This is a genomic window from Pseudomonas sp. GM60 (assembly GCF_000282415.1).
GTDB lineage: Bacteria > Pseudomonadota > Gammaproteobacteria > Pseudomonadales > Pseudomonadaceae > Aquipseudomonas > Aquipseudomonas migulae.
In genome coordinates this window covers 30,141-50,357 of record NZ_AKJI01000090.1, presented here as the reverse complement: position 1 = coordinate 50,357, position 20,217 = coordinate 30,141, and the positions used below count along the sequence as shown (strand labels likewise).

At 61.2% G+C, this 20,217-nt stretch carries 12 protein-coding genes; 8 read left to right on the top strand and 4 right to left on the bottom strand.

Annotated features, from left to right (window positions below; all coding sequences use genetic code 11):
* Positions 1-111: 111 nt before the first annotated feature.
* The 3 genes from mgtA to PMI32_RS07850 all read right to left on the bottom strand — a co-directional run bounded on the left by mgtA (position 112) and on the right by PMI32_RS07850 (position 5,272).
* Positions 112-2,814: a magnesium-translocating P-type ATPase gene (mgtA, locus tag PMI32_RS07840; RefSeq protein ID WP_008032339.1), complete on the bottom strand. Its 2,703-nt coding sequence runs from the start codon at positions 2,812-2,814 to the stop codon at positions 112-114.
* A gap of 491 nt (positions 2,815-3,305) precedes the next feature.
* Positions 3,306-4,643 (bottom strand): lysine N(6)-hydroxylase/L-ornithine N(5)-oxygenase family protein, encoded by a 1,338-nt coding sequence (locus tag PMI32_RS07845; RefSeq protein ID WP_008032337.1) that lies wholly within the window; start codon positions 4,641-4,643, stop codon positions 3,306-3,308.
* A 149-nt stretch (positions 4,644-4,792) separates the two neighbouring features.
* Complete coding sequence (locus tag PMI32_RS07850; RefSeq protein WP_008032335.1) at positions 4,793-5,272, bottom strand: sigma-70 family RNA polymerase sigma factor; 480 nt, start codon at positions 5,270-5,272, stop codon at positions 4,793-4,795.
* Positions 5,273-5,698: 426 nt separating this feature from the next.
* Between PMI32_RS07850 and PMI32_RS07855 the strand changes: the two genes are divergently transcribed.
* The 3 genes from PMI32_RS07855 to PMI32_RS07865 are packed head-to-tail and all read left to right on the top strand — an operon-like array spanning position 5,699 to position 10,247.
* Positions 5,699-6,871 carry an efflux RND transporter periplasmic adaptor subunit gene (locus PMI32_RS07855; protein ID WP_008032333.1) on the top strand — a complete coding sequence of 391 codons (1,173 nt, stop codon included), beginning with the start codon at positions 5,699-5,701 and terminating at the stop codon, positions 6,869-6,871.
* Positions 6,872-8,845, top strand: a complete 1,974-nt coding sequence (locus tag PMI32_RS07860; protein ID WP_008032330.1) for a MacB family efflux pump subunit — start codon at positions 6,872-6,874, stop codon at positions 8,843-8,845.
* A 7-nt stretch (positions 8,846-8,852) separates the two neighbouring features.
* A complete protein-coding gene (locus tag PMI32_RS07865) occupies positions 8,853-10,247 on the top strand; it encodes an efflux transporter outer membrane subunit (protein ID WP_008032329.1) in 1,395 nt (464 codons plus the stop codon).
* A 118-nt stretch (positions 10,248-10,365) separates the two neighbouring features.
* On the opposite strand, the gene pvdP is transcribed toward PMI32_RS07865, so the two are convergent.
* Positions 10,366-11,994, bottom strand: a complete 1,629-nt coding sequence (gene pvdP, locus PMI32_RS07870; RefSeq protein ID WP_008032327.1) for a pyoverdine maturation tyrosinase PvdP — start codon at positions 11,992-11,994, stop codon at positions 10,366-10,368.
* A gap of 280 nt (positions 11,995-12,274) precedes the next feature.
* On the opposite strand from pvdP, the gene pvdM reads away from it, so the two are divergent.
* The 5 genes from pvdM to PMI32_RS07895 all read left to right on the top strand — a co-directional run bounded on the left by pvdM (position 12,275) and on the right by PMI32_RS07895 (position 20,165).
* A complete protein-coding gene (gene pvdM, locus PMI32_RS07875; RefSeq protein ID WP_008032325.1) occupies positions 12,275-13,624 on the top strand; it encodes a pyoverdine-tailoring dipeptidase-like protein PvdM in 1,350 nt (449 codons plus the stop codon).
* A gap of 28 nt (positions 13,625-13,652) precedes the next feature.
* Positions 13,653-14,933, top strand: a complete 1,281-nt coding sequence (gene pvdN, locus PMI32_RS07880; RefSeq protein WP_008032323.1) for a pyoverdine-tailoring periplasmic protein PvdN — start codon at positions 13,653-13,655, stop codon at positions 14,931-14,933.
* Positions 14,934-14,962: 29 nt separating this feature from the next.
* On the top strand, positions 14,963-15,868 hold the full coding sequence (gene pvdO, locus PMI32_RS07885; RefSeq protein WP_008032321.1) for a dihydropyoverdine dehydrogenase: 906 nt from the start codon (positions 14,963-14,965) through the stop codon (positions 15,866-15,868).
* 104 nt (positions 15,869-15,972) lie between these two features.
* The gene (locus PMI32_RS07890) at positions 15,973-17,622 is read left to right on the top strand and encodes a cyclic peptide export ABC transporter (protein WP_008032319.1); all 1,650 of its coding nucleotides are present in this window, start codon (positions 15,973-15,975) and stop codon (positions 17,620-17,622) included.
* A gap of 125 nt (positions 17,623-17,747) precedes the next feature.
* Positions 17,748-20,165, top strand: coding sequence for a TonB-dependent siderophore receptor (locus tag PMI32_RS07895; protein ID WP_008032317.1), 2,418 nt, complete (start codon positions 17,748-17,750; stop codon positions 20,163-20,165).
* Positions 20,166-20,217 lie beyond the last annotated feature (52 nt).

Below are 20,217 nucleotides of genomic sequence, written 5' to 3'. Positions count from 1 at the left end.
CACACGATCCCCTGTGGGAGTGAGCCGGCTCGCGATGACGGTGGTACATCCAACATTAAAGTGGCTGATCTACCGCTATCGCGAGCAGGCTCACTCCTACATCTGGCAGCATTACTGCCAGCCAAACCGGCGGATGTAGAAGCCCTTCACCGCCTGGGTGAGCGCCATGTACGCCAGTAGAATCACCGGCAAAAACACAAAGTACAGCGACGGCAGCGCCTGCAATTTGAAGTAGTGCGCCAAGGGTCCCATCGGCAGGAAGATCCCCACGGCCATGATGATTCCGGTCATCACCAGCAGCGGCATGGCAGCGCGGCTTTGCAGGAACGGAATCTTCGGCGTGCGAATCATGTGCACGATCAGCGTCTGGGTCAGCAGCCCGACCACGAACCAGCCGGACTGGAACAGGGTCTGGTGGTCCGGGGTATTGGCGTCGAACACGTACCACATCAAGGCAAACGTGGTGATGTCGAAAATCGAACTGATCGGGCCGAAGAACAGCATGAAGCGCCCGACATCCGCCGGTTGCCAGCGCTGCGGTTGCTTGAGCATTTCTTCATCGACGTTATCGAACGGAATGGCGATCTGCGAAATGTCGTAGAGCAGGTTCTGCACCAGCAGGTGCATCGGCAGCATCGGCAGGAACGGGATGAACGCGCTGGCCACCAGCACCGAGAACACGTTGCCGAAGTTCGAACTTGCGGTCATCTTGATGTACTTGAGCATGTTGGCGAAGGTCCGCCGCCCTTCCAGCACGCCCTCCTCCAGGACCATCAGGCTTTTCTCCAGCAGGATGATGTCCGCCGCTTCCTTGGCGATGTCCACGGCGCTGTCCACCGAAATACCGATGTCGGCGGTGCGTAGCGCAGGGGCGTCGTTGATGCCATCGCCCATGAAACCGACCACATGGCCGTTGCCCTTGAGCAGACGGACGATGCGTTCCTTGTGCGACGGCGTCAGTTTGGCGAAGACGTTGGTGGTCTCCACGGCCACCGCCAGTTCGGCGTCGGTCATGCGCTCGATGTCGTTGCCCATCAACAGGCCTTGCTGCTCCAGGCCGACTTCGCGGCAGATCTTCGCGGTCACCAGTTCGTTATCGCCGGTCAGCACTTTCACTGCCACGCCATGCGCGGCCAGCGCTTTCAAGGCCGGCGCAGTGCTTTCCTTCGGTGGATCGAGAAACGCCACGTAGCCGATCAGCGTCAGTGCCTGCTCATCCGCCAGGCTGTAAGTGTCGCGCCCCTCGATCATTGGCCGCGCGGCAACCGCCACCACCCGCAGCCCCTCGGCATTGAACGAGGCGGTGACCTGACGAATCCGCGTCAGCAGTTCATCGCTCAGTGCTTCATCGCGCTCGCCGTGACGCACCCGCGTGCACACCGCCAGCACCTCTTCCACCGCACCTTTGCAGATCAACAGATGCGGTTGACCGCGCTCGGCAACCACCACCGACATACGCCGCCGGGTGAAGTCGAACGGGATCTCGTCGACTTTGTGAAACGCCGTGCCGACTTTCAGTTCGCGGTGGATTTCGACGTGTTCGAGCACCGCCACGTCCAGCAGGTTTTTCAGGCCGGTCTGGTAGTAGCTGTTGAGGTAGGCCATTTCCAGCACATCGTCGGAGTCGTTGCCCCAGACGTCGACGTTGCGCGCCAGAAAGATTTTGTCCTGGGTCAGGGTGCCGGTCTTGTCCGTGCACAGCACGTCCATGGCGCCGAAGTTCTGGATCGCATCGAGGCGCTTGACGATGACTTTTTTGCGCGACAGGAACACCGCACCTTTCGCCAGCGTCGAGGTGACGATCATCGGCAGCATTTCCGGGGTCAGGCCCACGGCAATCGACAGTGCGAACAGCAGCGCTTCGGTCCAGTCGCCTTTGGTGAAACCATTGATGAACAGCACCAGCGGCGCCATCACGAACATGAAGCGGATCAGCAACCAGCTGACTTTGTTGACCCCGGTCTGGAACGACGTCGGCGCGCGATCGGTGGCGCCGACCCGCTGGGCCAGCGCGCCAAAATAGGTGCTGTTGCCCGTGGTCAGAATCACCGCGATCGCCGTGCCGGACACGACGTTGGTGCCCATGAACAGGATGTTGTCCAGATCCAGCGGATTGCTGGTGTCGCTGTCCTGCTGGTGGCGGAATTTTTCCACCGGCATCGATTCGCCGGTCATCGCCGCCTGGCTGACGAACAGGTCCTTGGCGCTGAGCACCCGGCAATCGGCGGGAATCATGTCGCCGGCCGAGAGCACGATCAGATCGCCCGGCACCAGCTGTTTGATGGGGACTTCGGTGCGCAGGGCATCACGACGCATCACCGTGGCGGTGTTGCTGACCATCGCCTTGAGCGCGTCGGCCGCCTGGTTGGATTTGGTTTCCTGCCAGAAGCGCAGCAACGTCGAGAGCACCACCATCGAGAAAATCACGATGGCGGCTTTCATGTCCTCGGTCAGCCACGAGATGACCGCGAGCAATGTCAGCAGCAGGTTGAACGGGTTTTTGTAGCAGTGCCACAGGTGAGTCCACCACGGCAGCGGTTGCTCGTGCTCGACTTCGTTGAGGCCGAATTGCACGCGCAGCGCATCGGCTTCGGCTTCGCTCAGGCCATCGGTGTGGCTGCCGAGGTTGTGCAGCAGTTGGCCGGTGTCGCTGTTGGCGGCGCTCACCAGGGTTTGCGCCAAAGTGGGCGGCACCTCGCGGCTGACCGTGGTGTCGGTGAAAGTTTCCAGCAGCGCCAGGCGACGGAAGTGTCGGGCGATGTGACGGGTGCGCAGGAATCCGGCAAAGAATTCTTTGAGCAGGTTCAGGTTCATGGCAGTTCCCCCAGGGTCAGCCGGGAAACCTTCCAGCAGGCGTGTCGGTGCACCGCGATGACGACAAAAAGTCGAACATCACGCACGGTTCAGCGTCGATGAGAGGACGTCGGGACACGGACCAGAACTGGCCGCGATCGGGATGCCGCTGCTCGCTATCAGGCGAGACAACGGCACAAAAAGTTGCGCGTTATCTTGCCGGGTTGTTGCCGGTTATCGAAACCGGCCGACTACTGTCACTCGAACAAGTACCCACTGTGGGTCTCCGCTATTGATGAAAACGCGCGAAGCTTACGCCTCGATTTCTGGAGAGTAAACGATGCATTGGCAAGTCGTCGGGGAATTGCCGGGATCTTCAGGAAGGGTTCAGGATTAGGCATTTTTGGTGTCTTTGAGGACGCCATCGCCGGCAAGCCGGCTCCTACAAGGGAATGCGATCAACTGTAGGAGCCGGCTTGCCGGCGATGGCGGCGTGACAGACGCCGAATACCTTAACTGGCAGTCGCCAACAACAAATCCACCACCGAACGACCATGCCCACGGTGCTTGCCATGCTCATACAGCGAACCGGCAATCTCATCCGCGCGAATCGGCAGGATCGACAACAGAGTGTCGCTCAAACCATGGCTCGCCTGGCAGAAGCCCTGCATGTAGATGCCGGCCTTGCAGCGTTCGTCGGTGATCAGCTTGTAGTTGCGGTCCACCTCGAAATCACCGAGGTATTGCTCCAGCGGCGCCAGCAGTTTGCGGTGCATCTGACGCTCGTAACCGGTGGCCAGTACCACCGCGTCGTAATGCCGAACCGTGACTTCACCGGTGGCGTTGTTGCGCACTGCCAGCTCAATGCCGCGCTCGGTGGCGGTGGCTTTTTCGATGGTGGTCAGGGTGCGGAACGCATGACGGGCGATGCCCGAGACTTTCTGGCGATAGAAGATCCCGTAGATGCGTTCGATCAGGTCAATGTCCACCACCGAATAGTTGGTGTTGTGGTACTCGTTGACCAGACGCTCGCGCTCGCTGCTCGCCTGCTGGAACACCAGGTCGGTGAATTCCGGCGAGAACACTTCGTTGACGAACGGGCTGTCGTCCGCCGGCTTCAGCGCCGAGCCGCGCAGGATCATGTCGACCTGCACCGACGGGAAGCTGTCGTTCAAATCGATGAAGGCTTCCGCCGCGCTCTGCCCGCCACCGATGATCGCAATGCTCATCGGTTGATTGTTCACGCACGGCTGCTTGGCCATCTGCGCCAGGTACTGCGAATGATGGAACACCCGACCGTCATCCTTCAGCGCCTTGAACGCTTCGGGAATGCGCGGTGTTCCGCCAGCACTGACCACCACCGAGCGAGCGGTGCGCACGTGTTGCTGGCCTTGGGTATCGCGGGAGATCACGCGCAACGCTTCGACCTGCTGGTTGTGCAGCACCGGCTCGATGGTCAGCACCTCTTCGCCGTAACGGCTCTGCTCGGCGAATTGCCCGGCGACCCAGCACAGGTAGTCGTTGTATTCCATGCGGCACGGATAGAAGGTGCCAAGGTTGATGAAATCCACCAGACGACCGTGGTGCTTGAGGTAGTTGACGAAGGAATACGGGCTGGTCGGATTGCGCAGGGTCACCAGGTCCTTGAGGAAGGAAATCTGCAATTCGCTCTGGGTCACCAGGGTGTTGCCGTGCCAGCGATAGTCCGCCTGCTTGTCGAGAAACAGTACATCCAGCTCGCCCTGGCTCGGCCCGCGCTCTTGCAGTGCGATGGCCAGCGCCAGGTTCGAAGGGCCAAAACCGACGCCGATCAGGTCGTGAACGATGGGCGATGCAATTGCCTGTGTCATTTCCAGTGTCCTCTGGATGAACCCCTCAACAGTGGGGCGTAAGCCTAAGTGACCTGACCAGCCTTGAGCAGGACAGCAGGTCGTCTGTTGATAGGGAACGAGGACAATGAAACAAAATTTAATATTGTTTTTTTACCCACCGGAGAAGATCAGTGGGCATCCCACTGGCGCATCCGCACGCGGCAATGCTTCATCGCATTGACGATGTGCTTCTCGACCAGCGCCCGGGAAATCCCCAGGCGTTCGGCGATTTCCGGGTGCGACAGGCCATCGATCTTGCGCAGCAGGAAACTCTCGCGGCACAGCCGTGGCAATTCCGCCAGGGCACGCTGGAGCATTTCCAGGCGTTGGCCGTGGTCGAGGCTGTTGTGCGGGGACGGGGTGAAATAGCGTTCTTCGTTGTCGAGCACTTCCAGCGATTCGACCTGACGCAAGGCATTGCGCCGATGGTCGTCGATCACCAGATTGAGCGCGGTGCGATAAAGGAATGCCCGGGGCTGCTCGATCGGCGTGTCGCTGGAACGTTCCAGAACCCGCACATAAGCGTCATGCACCACATCTTCGGCCACCTGACGGTTGCCCAGCTTGGCGTTGAGGAAACACACCAGCTCGCGATAGTAGTTTTCCAACCATGACTCCCGGCCGCAGGGGTGCGGTTTCTTTCCTTGAGCCACCGCAACGACCGCCGAAATGGGCAGTGGCACGATAGTGGCAGTTCGAGGTGCGTAATTTATAGTAATTCTCATATAGATTTAAAGTATTGCTTCATCTTGCCCGACAAATAGTCGCGAACCTGTAGGAGCGAGCCTGCTCGCGAAGGACTTGAGAGCAACGCGTTTAGTCAGGAAGAAGCGCGTTATCGTTAACGTCCTTCGCGAGCAAGCTCGCTCTACAAGGTGATTGTGTCGGGTTGTGTCGAGAGCTAAATTCCTCGGCTCTTTCCTCGTATAAAGGACAGCTCCCCGTCTCTGTCGGCTTCCCGACAGCGTTCAACTGTTGCCGGATTTTGTGCGCAGGCTGAGCGACGGGCCGATATCCATTGGCCGGAACCCTGCATGAAACGTCCCCGACACACCCGACGCGCCCTGCTTGTAGCACTTTGTCTGATCCCCGTTATCGCCGTGGCTGCCTGGCAGGTCATCCCGCCCGGCCGGGACAAATTCGCCACCGTACAAGTCAGTCGGGGTGACATCGAAAGCAGCGTCACGGCGCTGGGCACCCTGCAACCTCGACGCTACGTGGACGTCGGTGCGCAGGCGTCCGGGCAGATCCAGAAGATCCATGTGGAAGTCGGTGACGTGATCAAGGAAGGCCAGTTGCTGGTGGAAATCGATCCGTCCACGCAACAGGCCAAACTCGACGCCGGGCGTTTTTCCGTGGAAAACCTCAAGGCACAACTCGAGGAACAACGGGCACAGCACGAGCTGGCCCGGCAAAAGTTCCAGCGCCAGCAGAACCTCAAGGCCGGCGGCGCCACTCGCGAAGAAGACGTGCAAACTGCCCAGGCTGAACTGCGCGCCACCCAGGCACGCATCGACATGTTCCAGGCGCAGATCCGCCAGGCCCAGGCCAGCCTGCGCAGCGATCAGGCCGAACTCGGCTACACGCGCATTTACGCGCCGATGTCCGGCACCGTGGTTGCACTCGACGCCCGGGTCGGCCAGACCCTCAACGCGCAACAGCAAACACCGTTGATTCTGCGCATCGCCAAGTTGTCGCCGATGACGGTCTGGGCCGAAGTCTCGGAAGCCGACATCGGTCACGTCAAACCCGGCATGACGGCCTGGTTCACCACCCTCAGCGGTGGCAAGCGGCGCTGGAGCAGCACCGTGCGGCAAATCCTGCCGGTGCCGCCCAAGCCTCTGGACCAGACCAGCCAGGGCGGTGGCAGCCCGACCAGTTCGAGCAAAAGTGGCAGCGCTCGCGTGGTGCTGTACACCGTGCTGCTCGACGTCGATAACGCCGACAACGCACTGATGGCGGAAATGACCACACAAGTGTTCTTCGTGTCCGACCAGGCGAAAGACGTGCTCACCGCGCCTATCGCTGCGTTGCAAGGCGGCACGCAACCGAACATCCAGACCGCTCAGGTCGTCGCCAAAAACGGCCGCATAGAGCAACGCGAGGTGCGCACCGGCATCAGCGACCGCCTGCGGGTGCAAATCCTCGATGGCTTGCAGGATGGCGATCACCTGTTGATCGGCCCGGCCGACGGGAGTGGCGGCTAGATGCTGACGCCCCTGATCGACCTGCAGGACATCCGCAAATCCTACGGCGGCGGCGATTCACCTGAAGTTCACGTGCTGCGCGGCATCGACCTGTCGATCCATGCCGGGGAGTTCGTGGCGATTGTTGGCGCGTCGGGTTCCGGCAAGTCGACGCTGATGAACATCCTCGGTTGCCTCGACCGCCCGACGTCCGGCGAATACCGCTTCGCCGGGGAAAACGTCGCCGGGCTCGACAGCGATGAGCTGGCCTGGCTGCGCCGCGAAGCCTTCGGTTTTGTATTCCAGGGCTATCACCTGATTCCGTCCGGCTCGGCCCAGGAAAACGTCGAGATGCCGGCGATCTACGCAGGCACCCCGGCCGCCGAACGCCATGCCCGCGCTGCCGCCCTGCTCGACCGCCTCGGCCTCGCCTCACGCACCGGCAACCGCCCGCACCAACTCTCCGGCGGCCAGCAACAACGCGTATCCATCGCCCGCGCCTTGATGAACGGCGGCCACATCATCCTCGCCGACGAACCCACCGGCGCCCTCGACAGCCACAGCGGCGCCGAGGTGATGACGCTGCTGGATGAACTGGCGAGCCAGGGCCACGTGGTGATCCTCATCACCCACGACCGCGAAGTCGCGGCCCGGGCCAAACGCATCATCGAAATCCGCGACGGGCTGATCATCAGCGACAGCGCCCACGACAACCCTGACGTACAAACCTCGGCCAACCCCGGCGCCCTGCAAGCCGTGGATTTGCGCAAGCGCCTGAGCGAAGGCGCGGAGGCCACCGGTGCCTGGAAAGGCGAACTGGTGGACGCCGTACACGCGGCCTGGCGGGTGATGTGGATCAACAAGTTTCGCACCGCGTTGACCCTGCTCGGGATCATCATCGGCGTCGCGTCGGTGGTGGTGATGCTGGCCGTCGGTGAAGGCAGCAAGCGTCAGGTGATGGCGCAGATGGGCGCGTTCGGCTCGAACATCATTTACCTCAGCGGCTCGGCACCGAACCCGCGAACACCGCTGGGCATCATCACCCTCGATGACGTCGCGGCGGTCGGCAGCCTGCCGCAGGTGACGCGCATCATGCCGGTCAACGGCCAGGAGGCCGGGGTGCGCTTCGGCAACCTCGACCACTTGAGCTACGTCGGCGGCAACGACACCAATTTCCCGGCGATCTTCAATTGGCCGGTGGTGGAAGGCAGCTATTTCACCCAGGACGATGAACGCAACGCGGCGGCCGTCGCGGTGATCGGGCACAAGGTGCGGACCAAATTGCTCAAGGACGTGGCCAACCCCATCGGCCAGTACATCCTGATCGAAAACGTGCCCTTCCAGGTGGTCGGCGTGCTCGCGGAAAAAGGTGCCAGCTCCGGCGACAGCGACAGCGACGACCGCATCGCCATCCCGTATTCCGCCGCGAGTGTGCGACTGTTCGGCACCCACAACCCCGAATACGTGGCCATCGCGGCGGCCGATGCACGCAAGGTCAAAGAGACGGAAACCGCCATCGAGCAGTTGATGTTGCGCCTGCACGACGGCAAAAAGGATTTCGAACTGACCAACAACGCGGCGATGATTCAGGCCGAAGCGCGCACGCAAAACACCCTGTCGCTGATGCTCGGTTCGATCGCCGCGATTTCACTGTTGGTGGGCGGGATTGGCGTGATGAACATCATGCTCATGACTGTGCGCGAACGCACCCGCGAGATCGGCATCCGCATGGCCACCGGAGCCCGTCAGCGCGACATCCTGCGGCAGTTCCTCACCGAAGCGGTGATGCTCTCGGTGGTCGGCGGCCTCGCCGGCATTGCCCTGGCGCTGATCGTCGGCGGCGTGCTGATTCTCAGCGAAGTGGCCGTCGCGTTCTCTTTGATAGCGGTACTCGGTGCCTTCGGCTGCGCCCTGGTCACCGGTGTTGTCTTCGGCTTCATGCCGGCCCGCAAAGCTGCCCGGCTCGACCCGGTCACGGCCCTTACCAGTGAATGATCGATCTATGAAAGCGCCACTCAGCCTGTTGACCCTCTGCGTGTTGCTCAGCGCGTGCGCCAACCCGGACCCGCGCCCGGACAGCGGCCTGCAACCGCCGCCCACCTGGCAGTCGGCACACCATGAAAACGCCTTGATGCAGAACGCCCAGTGGTGGACGCACTTTGGCAGCCCGCAGCTCGATCAACTGATTGAACAGGCCCGCGTCGGCAGTTATGACCTGGCGGCCGCACTGGCCCGAGTGCGTCAAGCGCAAGCCACCACCGTGATCGCCGGCGGTTCGCTGTTGCCGGAAGTGAAGGCCGCGGGGAATGCCAATCGCCAGAAGCTGATGCGCGGCAACGGCTACAGCCAACTGGACGCCGACAACAGCAACAAGGCGGTGGATTACTTCGACGCCAGCCTCAGCGCCAGTTATGAAATCGATTTCTGGGGCGGCCAGCGCGCCTCCCGCGACAGTGCGCAATTCGGCCTGCGAGCCAGTGAGTTCGATCGCGATACGGTTGAGTTGACGCTGCTCAGCGCGGTCGCCAGCACCTACGCGCAAGCGTTGTCATTGCAGGAACAGCACCGTATCGCGCAGCTCAATCTGGCGAACGCGCAGAAGGTTTTGAACCTGGTACAAACCCGCTTCGACTCAGGCTCTGCCACGGCACTGGAACTGGCCCAGCAAAAAAGCCTGGTGGCCGCGCAACAACGGCAGTTGCCGCTGGTGCAGCAACAAGCCGAAGAAGCGCGGATCACCCTCGCCGCCCTCCTCGGCCGTCCGGTTCAGGAACTGAAGCTCGACGATCAGCGCTTCGACCAGCTCAGTTGGCCGGTCATCGGTGCGGGCGTGCCCAGCGAGTTGCTCAACCGTCGCCCGGACATCGCTCGCGCCGAAGCGCAGCTGGCAGCCGCACGCGCCGATGTGACCGTGGCCCGGGCGAAGATGCTGCCCACCGTGACATTGAGTGCCCAGATCGGTTCTGGCGCCGACACCTTCAGCGATGTGCTGCGCAGCCCGTTCTACAACCTCACCGCCGGATTGGTCGCGCCGATTTTCAACAACGGTCGCCTGAGCGCCGAACGCGACAAAGCCACGGCGCGCCAGGAAGAGCTGCTGGAAACCTACCGTGGTGCGATCATCAACGGCTTTGCCGACGTGGAAAAAGCCCTGACCGGCATTCGCGGACTGGACACCCAGCGCCAATGGCAAAGTGAAGAATTGAATCAGGCGCAAACGGCTTTCGACATTGCGCAAAGCCGCTATCAGGCCGGGGCCGAGGATTTGCTGACGGTGCTGGAGACCCAGCGCACGCTGTATGCCGCGCAGGATTTGAATGTGCAGCTGCGGTTGGCGAGGTTGCAGGCGAGTGTTGCGTTGTACAAGGCGCTTGGGGGTGGGTGGCAGGTTTTGTAATTTGCAACGTTTGTGAGGCCGCCTTCGCGAGCAAGCCCGCTCCCACAATGGACCTGTATACGCAGGACTAATGTGGGAGCGGGCTTGCTCGCGAAGAACGATAACGCGGTAGGCCTGATTAACTCGTAATCGGCTTGGCCTTCAAATTCCGCGCATACCAAGGCCGTTGCGGCACCTTGCGGAACAGATCCTCCAACTTCTTCTCGTCTTCACCAAAGGTAATCCGCAGCGCCAGTTTCATGGTTTCCGGGTCCATTTCCACCGACTTGCCCGCCTGCAACCCCGGCGTGGTGTTGCAGCCGTGGGTGCTCGGGCCAAGCCACGGATCGTCGATCTCGACCCAGCGACCGGGCGCAAACCACGGCACGCCATTGACCTCCAGCCGACGGACTTCCCCCGGATGAAAGCGCTCGTGCGCACGGAACCAGTCTTCGAGTCGGTCATCGATCCAGCCATGGAAATGCCAGAACACCGGGTTCACATGGGAGGAAAACGGGTCGCCAAGAAAGTCGTTTTCCGCCGCGAACCAACGGGCGGAAAAGTCCGCGGTGTCCCGCGCAAACGGCACAGGCTGGCCGTTGGACGGATCGCGGGGCACCGACGCCCAGCGCATGTGCAGCCAGTCATGCAGCCCGAGTTCGACCTCGGAACCGAACTGCCCCAAAGTCAATTTCGACAAGTAACGCGGGTCACGGTATCGCGATTCCCAGACCTGAAAATTGCTGTGGTAGGTCTCGGCGGTCTTGAGATCGGCCACCCATTGCGAGTATTCGTCATCGTCATCGGCGCGCCAGGCTGGCGGCAAAGCGGTGCCGTCGTGGTTGTCGAAGTAACGGGCAAAGCCCTGGCGATCACGCACCAGCTCCGGTTGCGGCAACGGAAACTGCTGCCACGACGGCAAGTCTTGCAGAGAGCGCGCGGTACCGAGCATGTGCCGGTGCATGAAGAAAAAGTCGATGCCCGAGCCATTGCGGTCCTTGCGCGGCCCGCGCGCATCGCGCTCCTTGTCCCGAAGCCCCGGCTGCCAGCCGATGCCGCGCAAGGCGTTGCGCTTGTCTTCGGACAAGGTGTGCCATTTGTCGCGGGAGGCGTGCCAGAGTTGATGGAACAAGCGGTGCTCGGGCGAAATCAGCCACGCCAGCAATGCCGGGCCCAGGCCCGTGCGCTCACGCGCTTCAGGGAACACTTGTTTGACCGCGACGAAACGGTTGTCTTGGGCGGTCAAGGCCAACGGACGATCCAGACGCAGCACACGCCCACTCAAGGTGCCGCTGCCGGCATTGCCGAATGCGGCCCAGACTTCGTCCAGCTTGAAGGTGAATTCGTAGTCCGGCGTCCCGGTCGGGGATCGGGAATCGATCAGGCGCCAGCTCAGCTCTTTGTTATCTACGCCGGCCAGATCGCCGAGGACGCGATAGCGCGGTGGCGGTGCGGCACGTAGCGCCTCGAAAGTATCGAGAAAACCGTTGAGCCCACGGCCCTTGTGACCGACGTCGAGCAGCAGTTGCAAGCCCTCGCGAGGCAAGCCGTCGAGCCCCGCGTCACGCCCCTCGAAGCGAATGTCCCAGACGCCCTGCAAGGTGTTGGCCAAACGCTGACCGGCCACATCCGCGACGTCGAATGACGCTTCGCCGGGGGTAATGGTCGGGTCCGGTTTTGTCAGTTCGCGATGCCCGTAATACGCCGCAGGCAGGGCGGCGCCGGTCAGTGCCAGACCCGCCAGGAACCATCGTCGAGAAATCGTCATTGCCCTACCTGTGTCAGCCATGGAGCAGGCTTTATCCAAGCTAGAACGTTTGTTGCCCCGACAAATTTAGAAGCTTTCTGTAGGAGCGAGCTTGCTCGCGATGGACTCAAAGGCGCCGCATTCATCCAGAAAACTCGCGTAATCGTTTACGTCCATCGCGAGCAAGCTCGCTCCTACAGTGGATTATCCGCACTAAATTTCCCACTCGGCCACTCGTTCCCCCCAGATAGCAAAGGCCCCCGCGCCTGCACCCTCGACGGCGAACCTGACTGAGATGGCAATGACAAAACCTCGTTCGAAAAAGGCTCTTTTCATTGGCCTGCCCCTGGCGCTGGCCATCGCTGGCGCGGCAGGGTTTGCGGCCTGGGATTACTGGTTCAACGACAACCCCGGCTACCCGGTCGCGGTGATGAAACAGGCCGATGAACTGCAAGAACGCATCCTCTCGTTCGACAGCCACATCACCGTGCCCATGGATTTCGGCACCGCCGAAAACGAGGCCGACAAGGACGGCAGCGGCCAGTTCGACCTGGTCAAGACAGCGCGGGGTCGCCTGTCCGGCGCGGCGCTGACCATTTTCGGCTGGCCCGAAATCTGGAACGGCGACAACGCCCCGCACCGCCCGACCGCCGGGTTCATCGACGAAGCCCGTCATGAGCAGGAGACCCGCTACAAAATCATCACCACCCTGGTGCGCGACTTCCCCAATCAGGTGGCCATTGCCTACACCCCGGACGATTTCCGACGCCTGCACGGCGAGGGCAAGTTCGCCGTGTTCATCAGCATGCTCAACGCCTACCCGCTGGGCAACGACGTCAATGCCCTGGATAAGTGGGCCGCGCGCGGAATGCGCATGTTCGGTTTCAGTTACGTGGGCAACAACGCCTGGGCCGATTCGTCCCGGCCGCTGCCGTTTTTCAATGATTCCCGTGATGCGCTGGGCGGCCTGTCAGAGCTGGGCAAGCAAGCGGTGCATCGCCTGAACGACCTCGGGGTCATCATCGATGTGTCGCAAATGTCGACCAAGGCCCTGGAACAAGTCAGCCAATTGAGCCGCGCACCGATGGTCGCCTCGCACTCGGCGCCACGGGCGCTGGTGGACATCCCGCGCAACCTCAGCGACAGCGAAATGCAGCTGATCAAGAACAGCGGCGGCGTGGTGCAGATCGTCGGCTTCCCGACCTACATCAAGCCGCTGAGCCAGGGCACCCAGGACAAACTCAACGCCCTGCGTGCGCGTTTCGACCTGCAACCGCTGCAAGGCCTGGAGATGGCGCTGATGCCGGGCGACCCGGTGATCACCGTGTGGTCGGAACAGCGTTTCGGCGAATACGCCAGTCAGCTCTACGGCATTGTCGATGAAGAACCCAAGGCCACCCTCAAGGATTACGGCGACGCCATCGACTACGCAGTGAAAAAAATCGGCATCGATCACGTCGGCATCAGCTCCGACTTCAACGACGGTGGCGGCCTGAACGGGTGGAAAGACGTCAGCGAGGCACGCAACGTGACCGCCGAACTGATCAGCCGCGGTTACAGCGAGGCCGACATCGCCAAGCTCTGGGGCGGCAATTTCCTGCGCGTCTGGGATCAGGTGCAGAAGTCCTCCAGACCCGTCGCCAAACACTGACATTCACTTTGCCAAGCGAACCGAATTCATGACCAACCGTCGTACATTCCTCAAGCAGGCCGGCATTGTCGCGGCCGCCATTCCCCTGGGTTCAGCGGTCAGCCTGCCGGCGCTGGCCGCCACGCCGGCGCCGCTGCCCAAAGACAAATGGGCGCAGTTTCGCCAGCTGTTCAATCAGGATCCCGATTACCTGCATTTCGCCAATTTCCTGGTGACCTCACACCCTCGTCCCGTGCGCGAAGCCATCGAGATGCACCGCGCCAACCTCGACCGCAACCCCGGCCTGGCGATGGACTGGCATCGCGGCGAAACCGAACGCCGTGAAGAAGACGTGCGCGTGTGGGCCGGCCGCTACTTGAAAGCCAAGCCTTCGCAGATCGCCCTGACCGGCAGCACCACCGAAGGCCTGGCGATGATTTACGCCGGCATTCACGTGCGTCCGGATCAGGAAATCCTGACCAGCGAACATGAGCACTACGCCGCCAACAGCGTGTTTGAATTCCGCACGCAAAAGGACGGAACCAAGGTCCGTAAAATCAAATTGTTCGAAGACCCGTACAAGGTTTCGACGAAAGAAATACTGGCCTCGATTGCCCGCAACATTCGCCCTGAGACTCGCGTGCTCGGCATGACCTGGGTGCATTCCGGCAGCGGTGTGAAGCTGCCCATCGGCGAAATCGGCAAACTGGTCGCCGAGAAAAACCGCGACCGCGAGGAAAAGGATCGCATCCTTTATGTGGTCGATGGCGTCCACGGCTTCGGCGTGGAAAACCTCGATTTCCCGGACATGCATTGCGACTACTTCATCGCCGGCACCCACAAATGGATGTTTGGCCCACGGGGCACGGGGATCATCTGCGCGCGCTCCGATGACATGAAGGACCTCACGCCGACCATCCCGACGTTCTCCGAAGCAACCACGTTTTCCACGGTCATGACCTACGGCGGCTATCACTCGTTTGAACACCGCTGGGCGCTGACCGAAGCCTTCAAGTTGCATCTGGACCTGGGCAAGGCCGAGGTTCAGGCACGCATCCATGAAATCAACAGCTACCTGAAAAAGCGCTTGCAGGAGCATCCGTCAGTGGAGCTCGTCACGCCGTTGTCGCCGGAGTATTCCGCCGGCTTCACGTTCTTCCGGATCAAGAACCGCGACTGCGAAGAAGTCGCCAATTTCCTGATGGACCAGCGCGTGGTCTGCGATGCCGTGGACCGCGATGTCGGCCCGATCATTCGCCTGTCGCCGGGCCTGCTCAACACCGAGGCGCACATCGACCGCGTCATGACGTTGTTGGCCAGCAAGCTCTGAAACACCGATTTCCTTTAGCGAGAATGCATATGAAAAACATCCTGCACAGACTCGGCTTGTCGCTCCCACAACTCGGGGCACTGACAATCCTGGCATTGCTCGGCACCGCGTTGCCCGGCGCCGCCCAGGCCACCACCGCACCGCTGCCGGGCAAGGTGTTCAAGGATTGCCGCAACTGCCCGGAAATGGTGGTGCTGCCCGCCGGCACTTTCACCATGGGCACGCCGGAAGGTGAAGTCGGTCGCGAACCCGATGAAGGCCCGATGCACGAAGTGACGTTCGACAAGCCGTTCGCCATGAGCCGTTACCAGATCACCGCCGGCGAATGGGACCAGTACCTGAAAGAAACCGGGATCACCATTCCCGACGGCGATACCCGCCCCGGCCGCGAGTGCATCAACAGCAAGCCGCGTTATCCACAAAGCCCGCGTCAGCCGGCGGTGTGCATGAACTTTGCCGAGGTCAGCGCGTATGTCGCGTGGCTGTCGCTCAAGACCGGCCAGCACTACCACATCGTCAGCGAGGCCCAGCGCGAATACGCCGCCCGTGCCGGTTCAACGGGGCCGTTCCCGTTCCCGTTCGATGAAGGCACCGAGTACAGCATCGCCACCCATGCCAATACTTACGGGCCAACCGACGGCTACAGCTACACTTCCCCGGCCGGCAGCTACCCGCCGAACGCCTTTGGCATGTACGACATGCACGGCAACGTCTACGAGTGGATCGCCGACTGCGAACACAGCGATTACGTAGGCGCCCCCACAGACGGCAGCGCGTGGGTCGAACCCAACTGCGAAGCCTTGCAGATTCGCGGCAATGACTGGGGCGAAGCGCCGGTGTTCTCGCGCTCCGGCAACCGCAACAACATCTACCCGCAAACCCGTGGCGACTGGATCGGTTTCCGCGTCGTGCGCGATCTGCCGTCCAAAGGCTGACACACCTTCCCCCCGGCCGCCGCCAGTCGGCGGCCGTCTAAATTAAACGCCTGGCCACACGTTCTTCTGGGTATCTGCCTCAAGACCCAAGGAACCGTTTCCTCATGACCCAGCCTACGCGCGGTGCAATTCATGAATTGTTCACCCTCCTGAAACCGTTCCGGCTGGTGGTCAGCCTGTCGATCATTCTGGGCATGGTGGGCGGTCTGAGCGTGACGGTGCTGCTGGCCACGATCAACAATGCCCTGCATTCGGAAAGCGGCCTGACCCAGGGCGTGGTCGCACTGTTCGGCGGCCTTTGCCTGTTGGCGCTGGCGAGTTCGATCTGCTCGGACATCGGCACCAACTACGTCGGCCAGCACATCATCGCCAAGCTGCGCAAAGAGCTGGGGGAAAAGGTGCTGTCGGCGCCCATCGAACAGATCGAACGCTATCGCAGCCACCGTTTGATCCCGGTGCTGACCCATGACGTCGACACCATCAGCGACTTCGCGTTTGCCTTCGCGCCGCTGGCCATTTCCCTGACCGTGACCCTCGGCTGCATGGGCTACCTGGCCCTGTTGTCGTGGCCGATGTTCCTGATGATGGTGCTGGCGATTGCCATCGGCACCGGCATCCAGTTCTACGCACAGGGCAAGGGCATCAAGGGCTTCATGGCCGCCCGTGACGCCGAAGACGAATTGCAAAAGCACTACAACGCCATCGCCGGCGGCGCCAAGGAACTGCGCATTCACCGTCCGCGCCGCCAGCGCATGTTCACCTCGGGCATTCAGGGCACGGCAGACTTCATCTGCAACACCCAGGTGCGTTCGATCAATACCTTCGTGATCGCCAAGACGCTGGGGTCGATGCTGTTCTTCGTGGTCATCGGTCTCGCGCTGGCCCTGCAATCGTTCTGGCCCAGCGCCGACAAGTCGGTGATGAGCGGCTTCGTCCTGGTGCTGCTGTACATGAAAGGGCCTATCGAGCATCTGGTCGGCACCTTGCCGGTGGTCAGCCGGGCGCGGATTGCCTTCCGCCGCATCGCCGAACTGTCGAGCCGGTTTTCCTCACCCGAGCCGCACTTGCTGCTCAACGACACCGGCAAAAAACCGACCATGGTCAACAGCCTGCAACTGGACAACGTCAGCTATGCCTTCCCGGCTGCACCGGGCAGCGAAGCGTTCCGCCTGGGGCCGGTGAACCTGACCATCGAACAGGGCGACATCATTTTCATCGTCGGCGAAAACGGCTGCGGCAAGACCACGCTGATCAAGTTGTTGCTGGGGCTTTATGCGCCGCAACAAGGCGCAATCCTGCTCAACGGCGAAGGTGTCGATGCGCAGAACCGTGACGACTATCGCCAACTGTTCACCACGATTTTTGCCGACTACTACCTGTTCGATGACGTCGTGCAGGGCGATCAGCACATTCCCGAAGACGCCAACAAATACCTGCAACGCCTGGAAATCGCGCACAAGGTCAGCGTCAAGGATGGCAGCTTCACCACCACCGACCTGTCCACCGGCCAGCGTAAACGCCTGGCACTGGTCAATGCCTGGCTGGAAGAACGTCCGGTGCTGGTGTTTGACGAGTGGGCGGCCGACCAGGACCCGACCTTCCGCCGGATCTTCTACACCGAGCTGCTTCCGGACCTTAAGCGCCTGGGCAAAACCATCATCGTCATCTCCCACGACGACCGCTATTTCGACATGGCCGATCAGTTGGTTCGCATGGAATCGGGCCGTGTGGTGACGGAACGGGCGACCGCCTGAGCTCCATTGAATCCCAATATCTCGACGATTTTCGGAGTTTGTTTTCCGGTTTCGTCGGGGTGATGCGTCTAATAATAATTATCATTAACTAAAAAAATCTGCACACCTTAGGAGCGATTTGAGCAATGCAAAGCCCTACCCTGTCCCGCGCGCCGTTGGCACTGGCCATCGCGCCGCAAAAGAAATTCCGAACAGTCGTACCGGGTGCGTTGCTGACCCTGTTGCTGCTGGGCACCTCTCAGGTCCAGGCCGCGCCGGTGAACGTCAACGTGCCTGCGCAATCGCTGGCCAGCGCGCTGCAGCAACTGGGTCAACAGACCGACCTGCAGATTCTGTACAGCCAGGACATGGTCAACGGCCTCAAGTCCACGGCGGTTTCCGGCAATCTGGAACCGGAACAGGCATTGAATACGTTGCTGCTGGGGAGCGGCATTACGTTTCAACTGACTGGCAACACCGTTTCGCTGATTCCGGTCGCGGGTAACTCCAGTGCGCTGCAACTGGGCGCGACCGCCATTTCCGGCGTGGCGCCGGGGCCTACCACTGAAGGCACGCATTCCTACACCACCGATCAAGTGAGCATCGGCAAGGGCAACATCAAGCTCAAGGACATCCCGCAGTCGGTGTCCGTCGTCACGCGCCAGCGCATGGACGACCAGAACATGAACAGCCTGCAAGACGCGATGCGCCAGGTCACCGGCGTCACCATCAAGACCTACAACTCCGGTTCCAGCCTGAACGACGTCTACATGCGCGGCTTCCTCGTCGACCAGGTACAGGTTGACGGCGTATCGCAACCGACCGGCCAGGGCGACATGGGCACCAGCTTCGACCTCGCGATGTACGATCGCGTCGAAGTGTTGCGCGGCCCGTCGGGCCTGTATCAAGGCGCTGGCGAACCCGGCGGCACCATCAACGTGGTGCGCAAGCGCGCCCTGAACAAATTCGCCCTCGGCGGCGAGCTGGGCGCAGGTTCCTATGACCACTACCGCTCGATGGTAGACGTCACCGGCCCGCTGAACGATCAAGGCACCGTACGCGGTCGCTTCATCACCGCTTACGAAAACAACAAATCCTTCGTCGACTCCGCCCAGAACGAGCGCCCGATGGTTTACGGTCGCCTGGAATTCGACCTCGACCCGTCCACCACCCTGTCGGTCGGCGGCGCCTACCAGCAAAACCACTCCACCCCGGCGTTCGGCTTGCCGGCCTTTGCCGACGGCAAGTTGCTGGACGTGTCGCGCTCGACCTTCGTCGATGCCAAGTGGAACACCCTGAACGAGAAAGTCTGGGAGTCCTTCGCCGAGGTCGATCACGCGCTGGACAACGGCGGTCAGTTCAAGACCACCGTCACCTACCGCGACGCTGAAACGCCGCAGCGAAACTTCACCTGGGCCGACGGTGCAGTCGATCCGGATACCGGTGACAGCTGGGCCGTGGCGTATGACTACTACACCCATATCAAGACTATCGGTGTCGACAGCTTCGTCACCACGCCGTTCGAATTCGCTGATCGCAGACACGAGTTCACCGTGGGCGCCGAGTACCAGCACCTCGACAAAGACTTCGAATACGGCGGCGGCGAGTACTTCCCGATCAACGTCTACAACCCGGGCAGTATCGATATTCCCAAGAACGACTATGAGCGGGTCAACGGCAACTGGTCAAAATCCGACCAGTACGGCCTCTATACCCGCGCCAAGTTCAACGTCACTGACTGGCTCGACGTGATCGGCGGCAGCCGCGTGACCTGGTACGAAAGCGACGCGAAAAACGCCAACGCCTTCTTCAACAGCTTCGGCGAAGCCCACACCAGCATCAACCGCAAGGTCGTGCCTTATGGCGCCATCATTGCCAAGCTGACCCCGGAACTGTCGGCCTACGCCAGCTACACCGGCGTGTTCAAGCCACAAAGCGAGCTCGGCAGCGACAATTCGCCCATCGGACCGCGTAAAGGCAAGCAATATGAAATCGGCCTCAAGCGCGAGTTCTATGACGGCCGCCTGAATGCCAGCATCGCGATGTTCCGCATCTACGATGAAAACCGTGCTCAATTCAACGCCGACACCGGTGGAAACGAAGCACAAGGCAAGGCGCGCAGCCAGGGCTGGGAAACCGAGTTGAGCGGTAACCTGACCGACAACTGGAGCATCGTCACCGGTTACGCCTTCACCACCACCAAATTGTTGAAATCTGACGACGCGACCGAAGGCAGCACCTTCAGCACCATCACGCCGAAGCACAACTTCAACCTGTGGACCAAATATGAATTCGCCGACGGCCCGCTCAAAGACTTCAGCGTCGGCGGCGGCGTGCGTGTGGTCAGCAAGACCTGGTACCAGCGTGAAGTGCGCTTCGAACAAAGCGGCTACGGCATCGCCACCGCGCAGGTGGGCTACAAGTTCAACGAGAACCTGTCGGCGACACTGACCGGCAACAACCTGTTTGATAAAAAGTACTACGATCGCGTGGATGCTTCGTGGGGGACAAACTTCTACGGCGATCCACGTAATCTGACGTTGACGTTGCGGGCTAATTATTGATTGCTGTACACGTTAAATGCTGAACATTACCGGGCCGCTTGCGGCCCGGTTT

Coding starts and splice junctions, on each gene's coding strand:
- pvdM (WP_008032325.1), top strand. CDS start 12,275: ATGACAAAACCTCGTTCGAAAAAGGCTCTTTTCATTGGCCTGCCCCTG.
- pvdO (WP_008032321.1), top strand. CDS start 14,963: ATGAAAAACATCCTGCACAGACTCGGCTTGTCGCTCCCACAACTCGGG.
- PMI32_RS07855 (WP_008032333.1), top strand. CDS start 5,699: ATGAAACGTCCCCGACACACCCGACGCGCCCTGCTTGTAGCACTTTGT.
- PMI32_RS07865 (WP_008032329.1), top strand. CDS start 8,853: ATGAAAGCGCCACTCAGCCTGTTGACCCTCTGCGTGTTGCTCAGCGCG.
- PMI32_RS07860 (WP_008032330.1), top strand. CDS start 6,872: ATGCTGACGCCCCTGATCGACCTGCAGGACATCCGCAAATCCTACGGC.
- PMI32_RS07890 (WP_008032319.1), top strand. CDS start 15,973: ATGACCCAGCCTACGCGCGGTGCAATTCATGAATTGTTCACCCTCCTG.
- mgtA (WP_008032339.1), bottom strand. CDS start 2,814: ATGAACCTGAACCTGCTCAAAGAATTCTTTGCCGGATTCCTGCGCACC.
- PMI32_RS07895 (WP_008032317.1), top strand. CDS start 17,748: ATGCAAAGCCCTACCCTGTCCCGCGCGCCGTTGGCACTGGCCATCGCG.
- pvdP (WP_008032327.1), bottom strand. CDS start 11,994: ATGACGATTTCTCGACGATGGTTCCTGGCGGGTCTGGCACTGACCGGC.
- PMI32_RS07845 (WP_008032337.1), bottom strand. CDS start 4,643: ATGACACAGGCAATTGCATCGCCCATCGTTCACGACCTGATCGGCGTC.
- pvdN (WP_008032323.1), top strand. CDS start 13,653: ATGACCAACCGTCGTACATTCCTCAAGCAGGCCGGCATTGTCGCGGCC.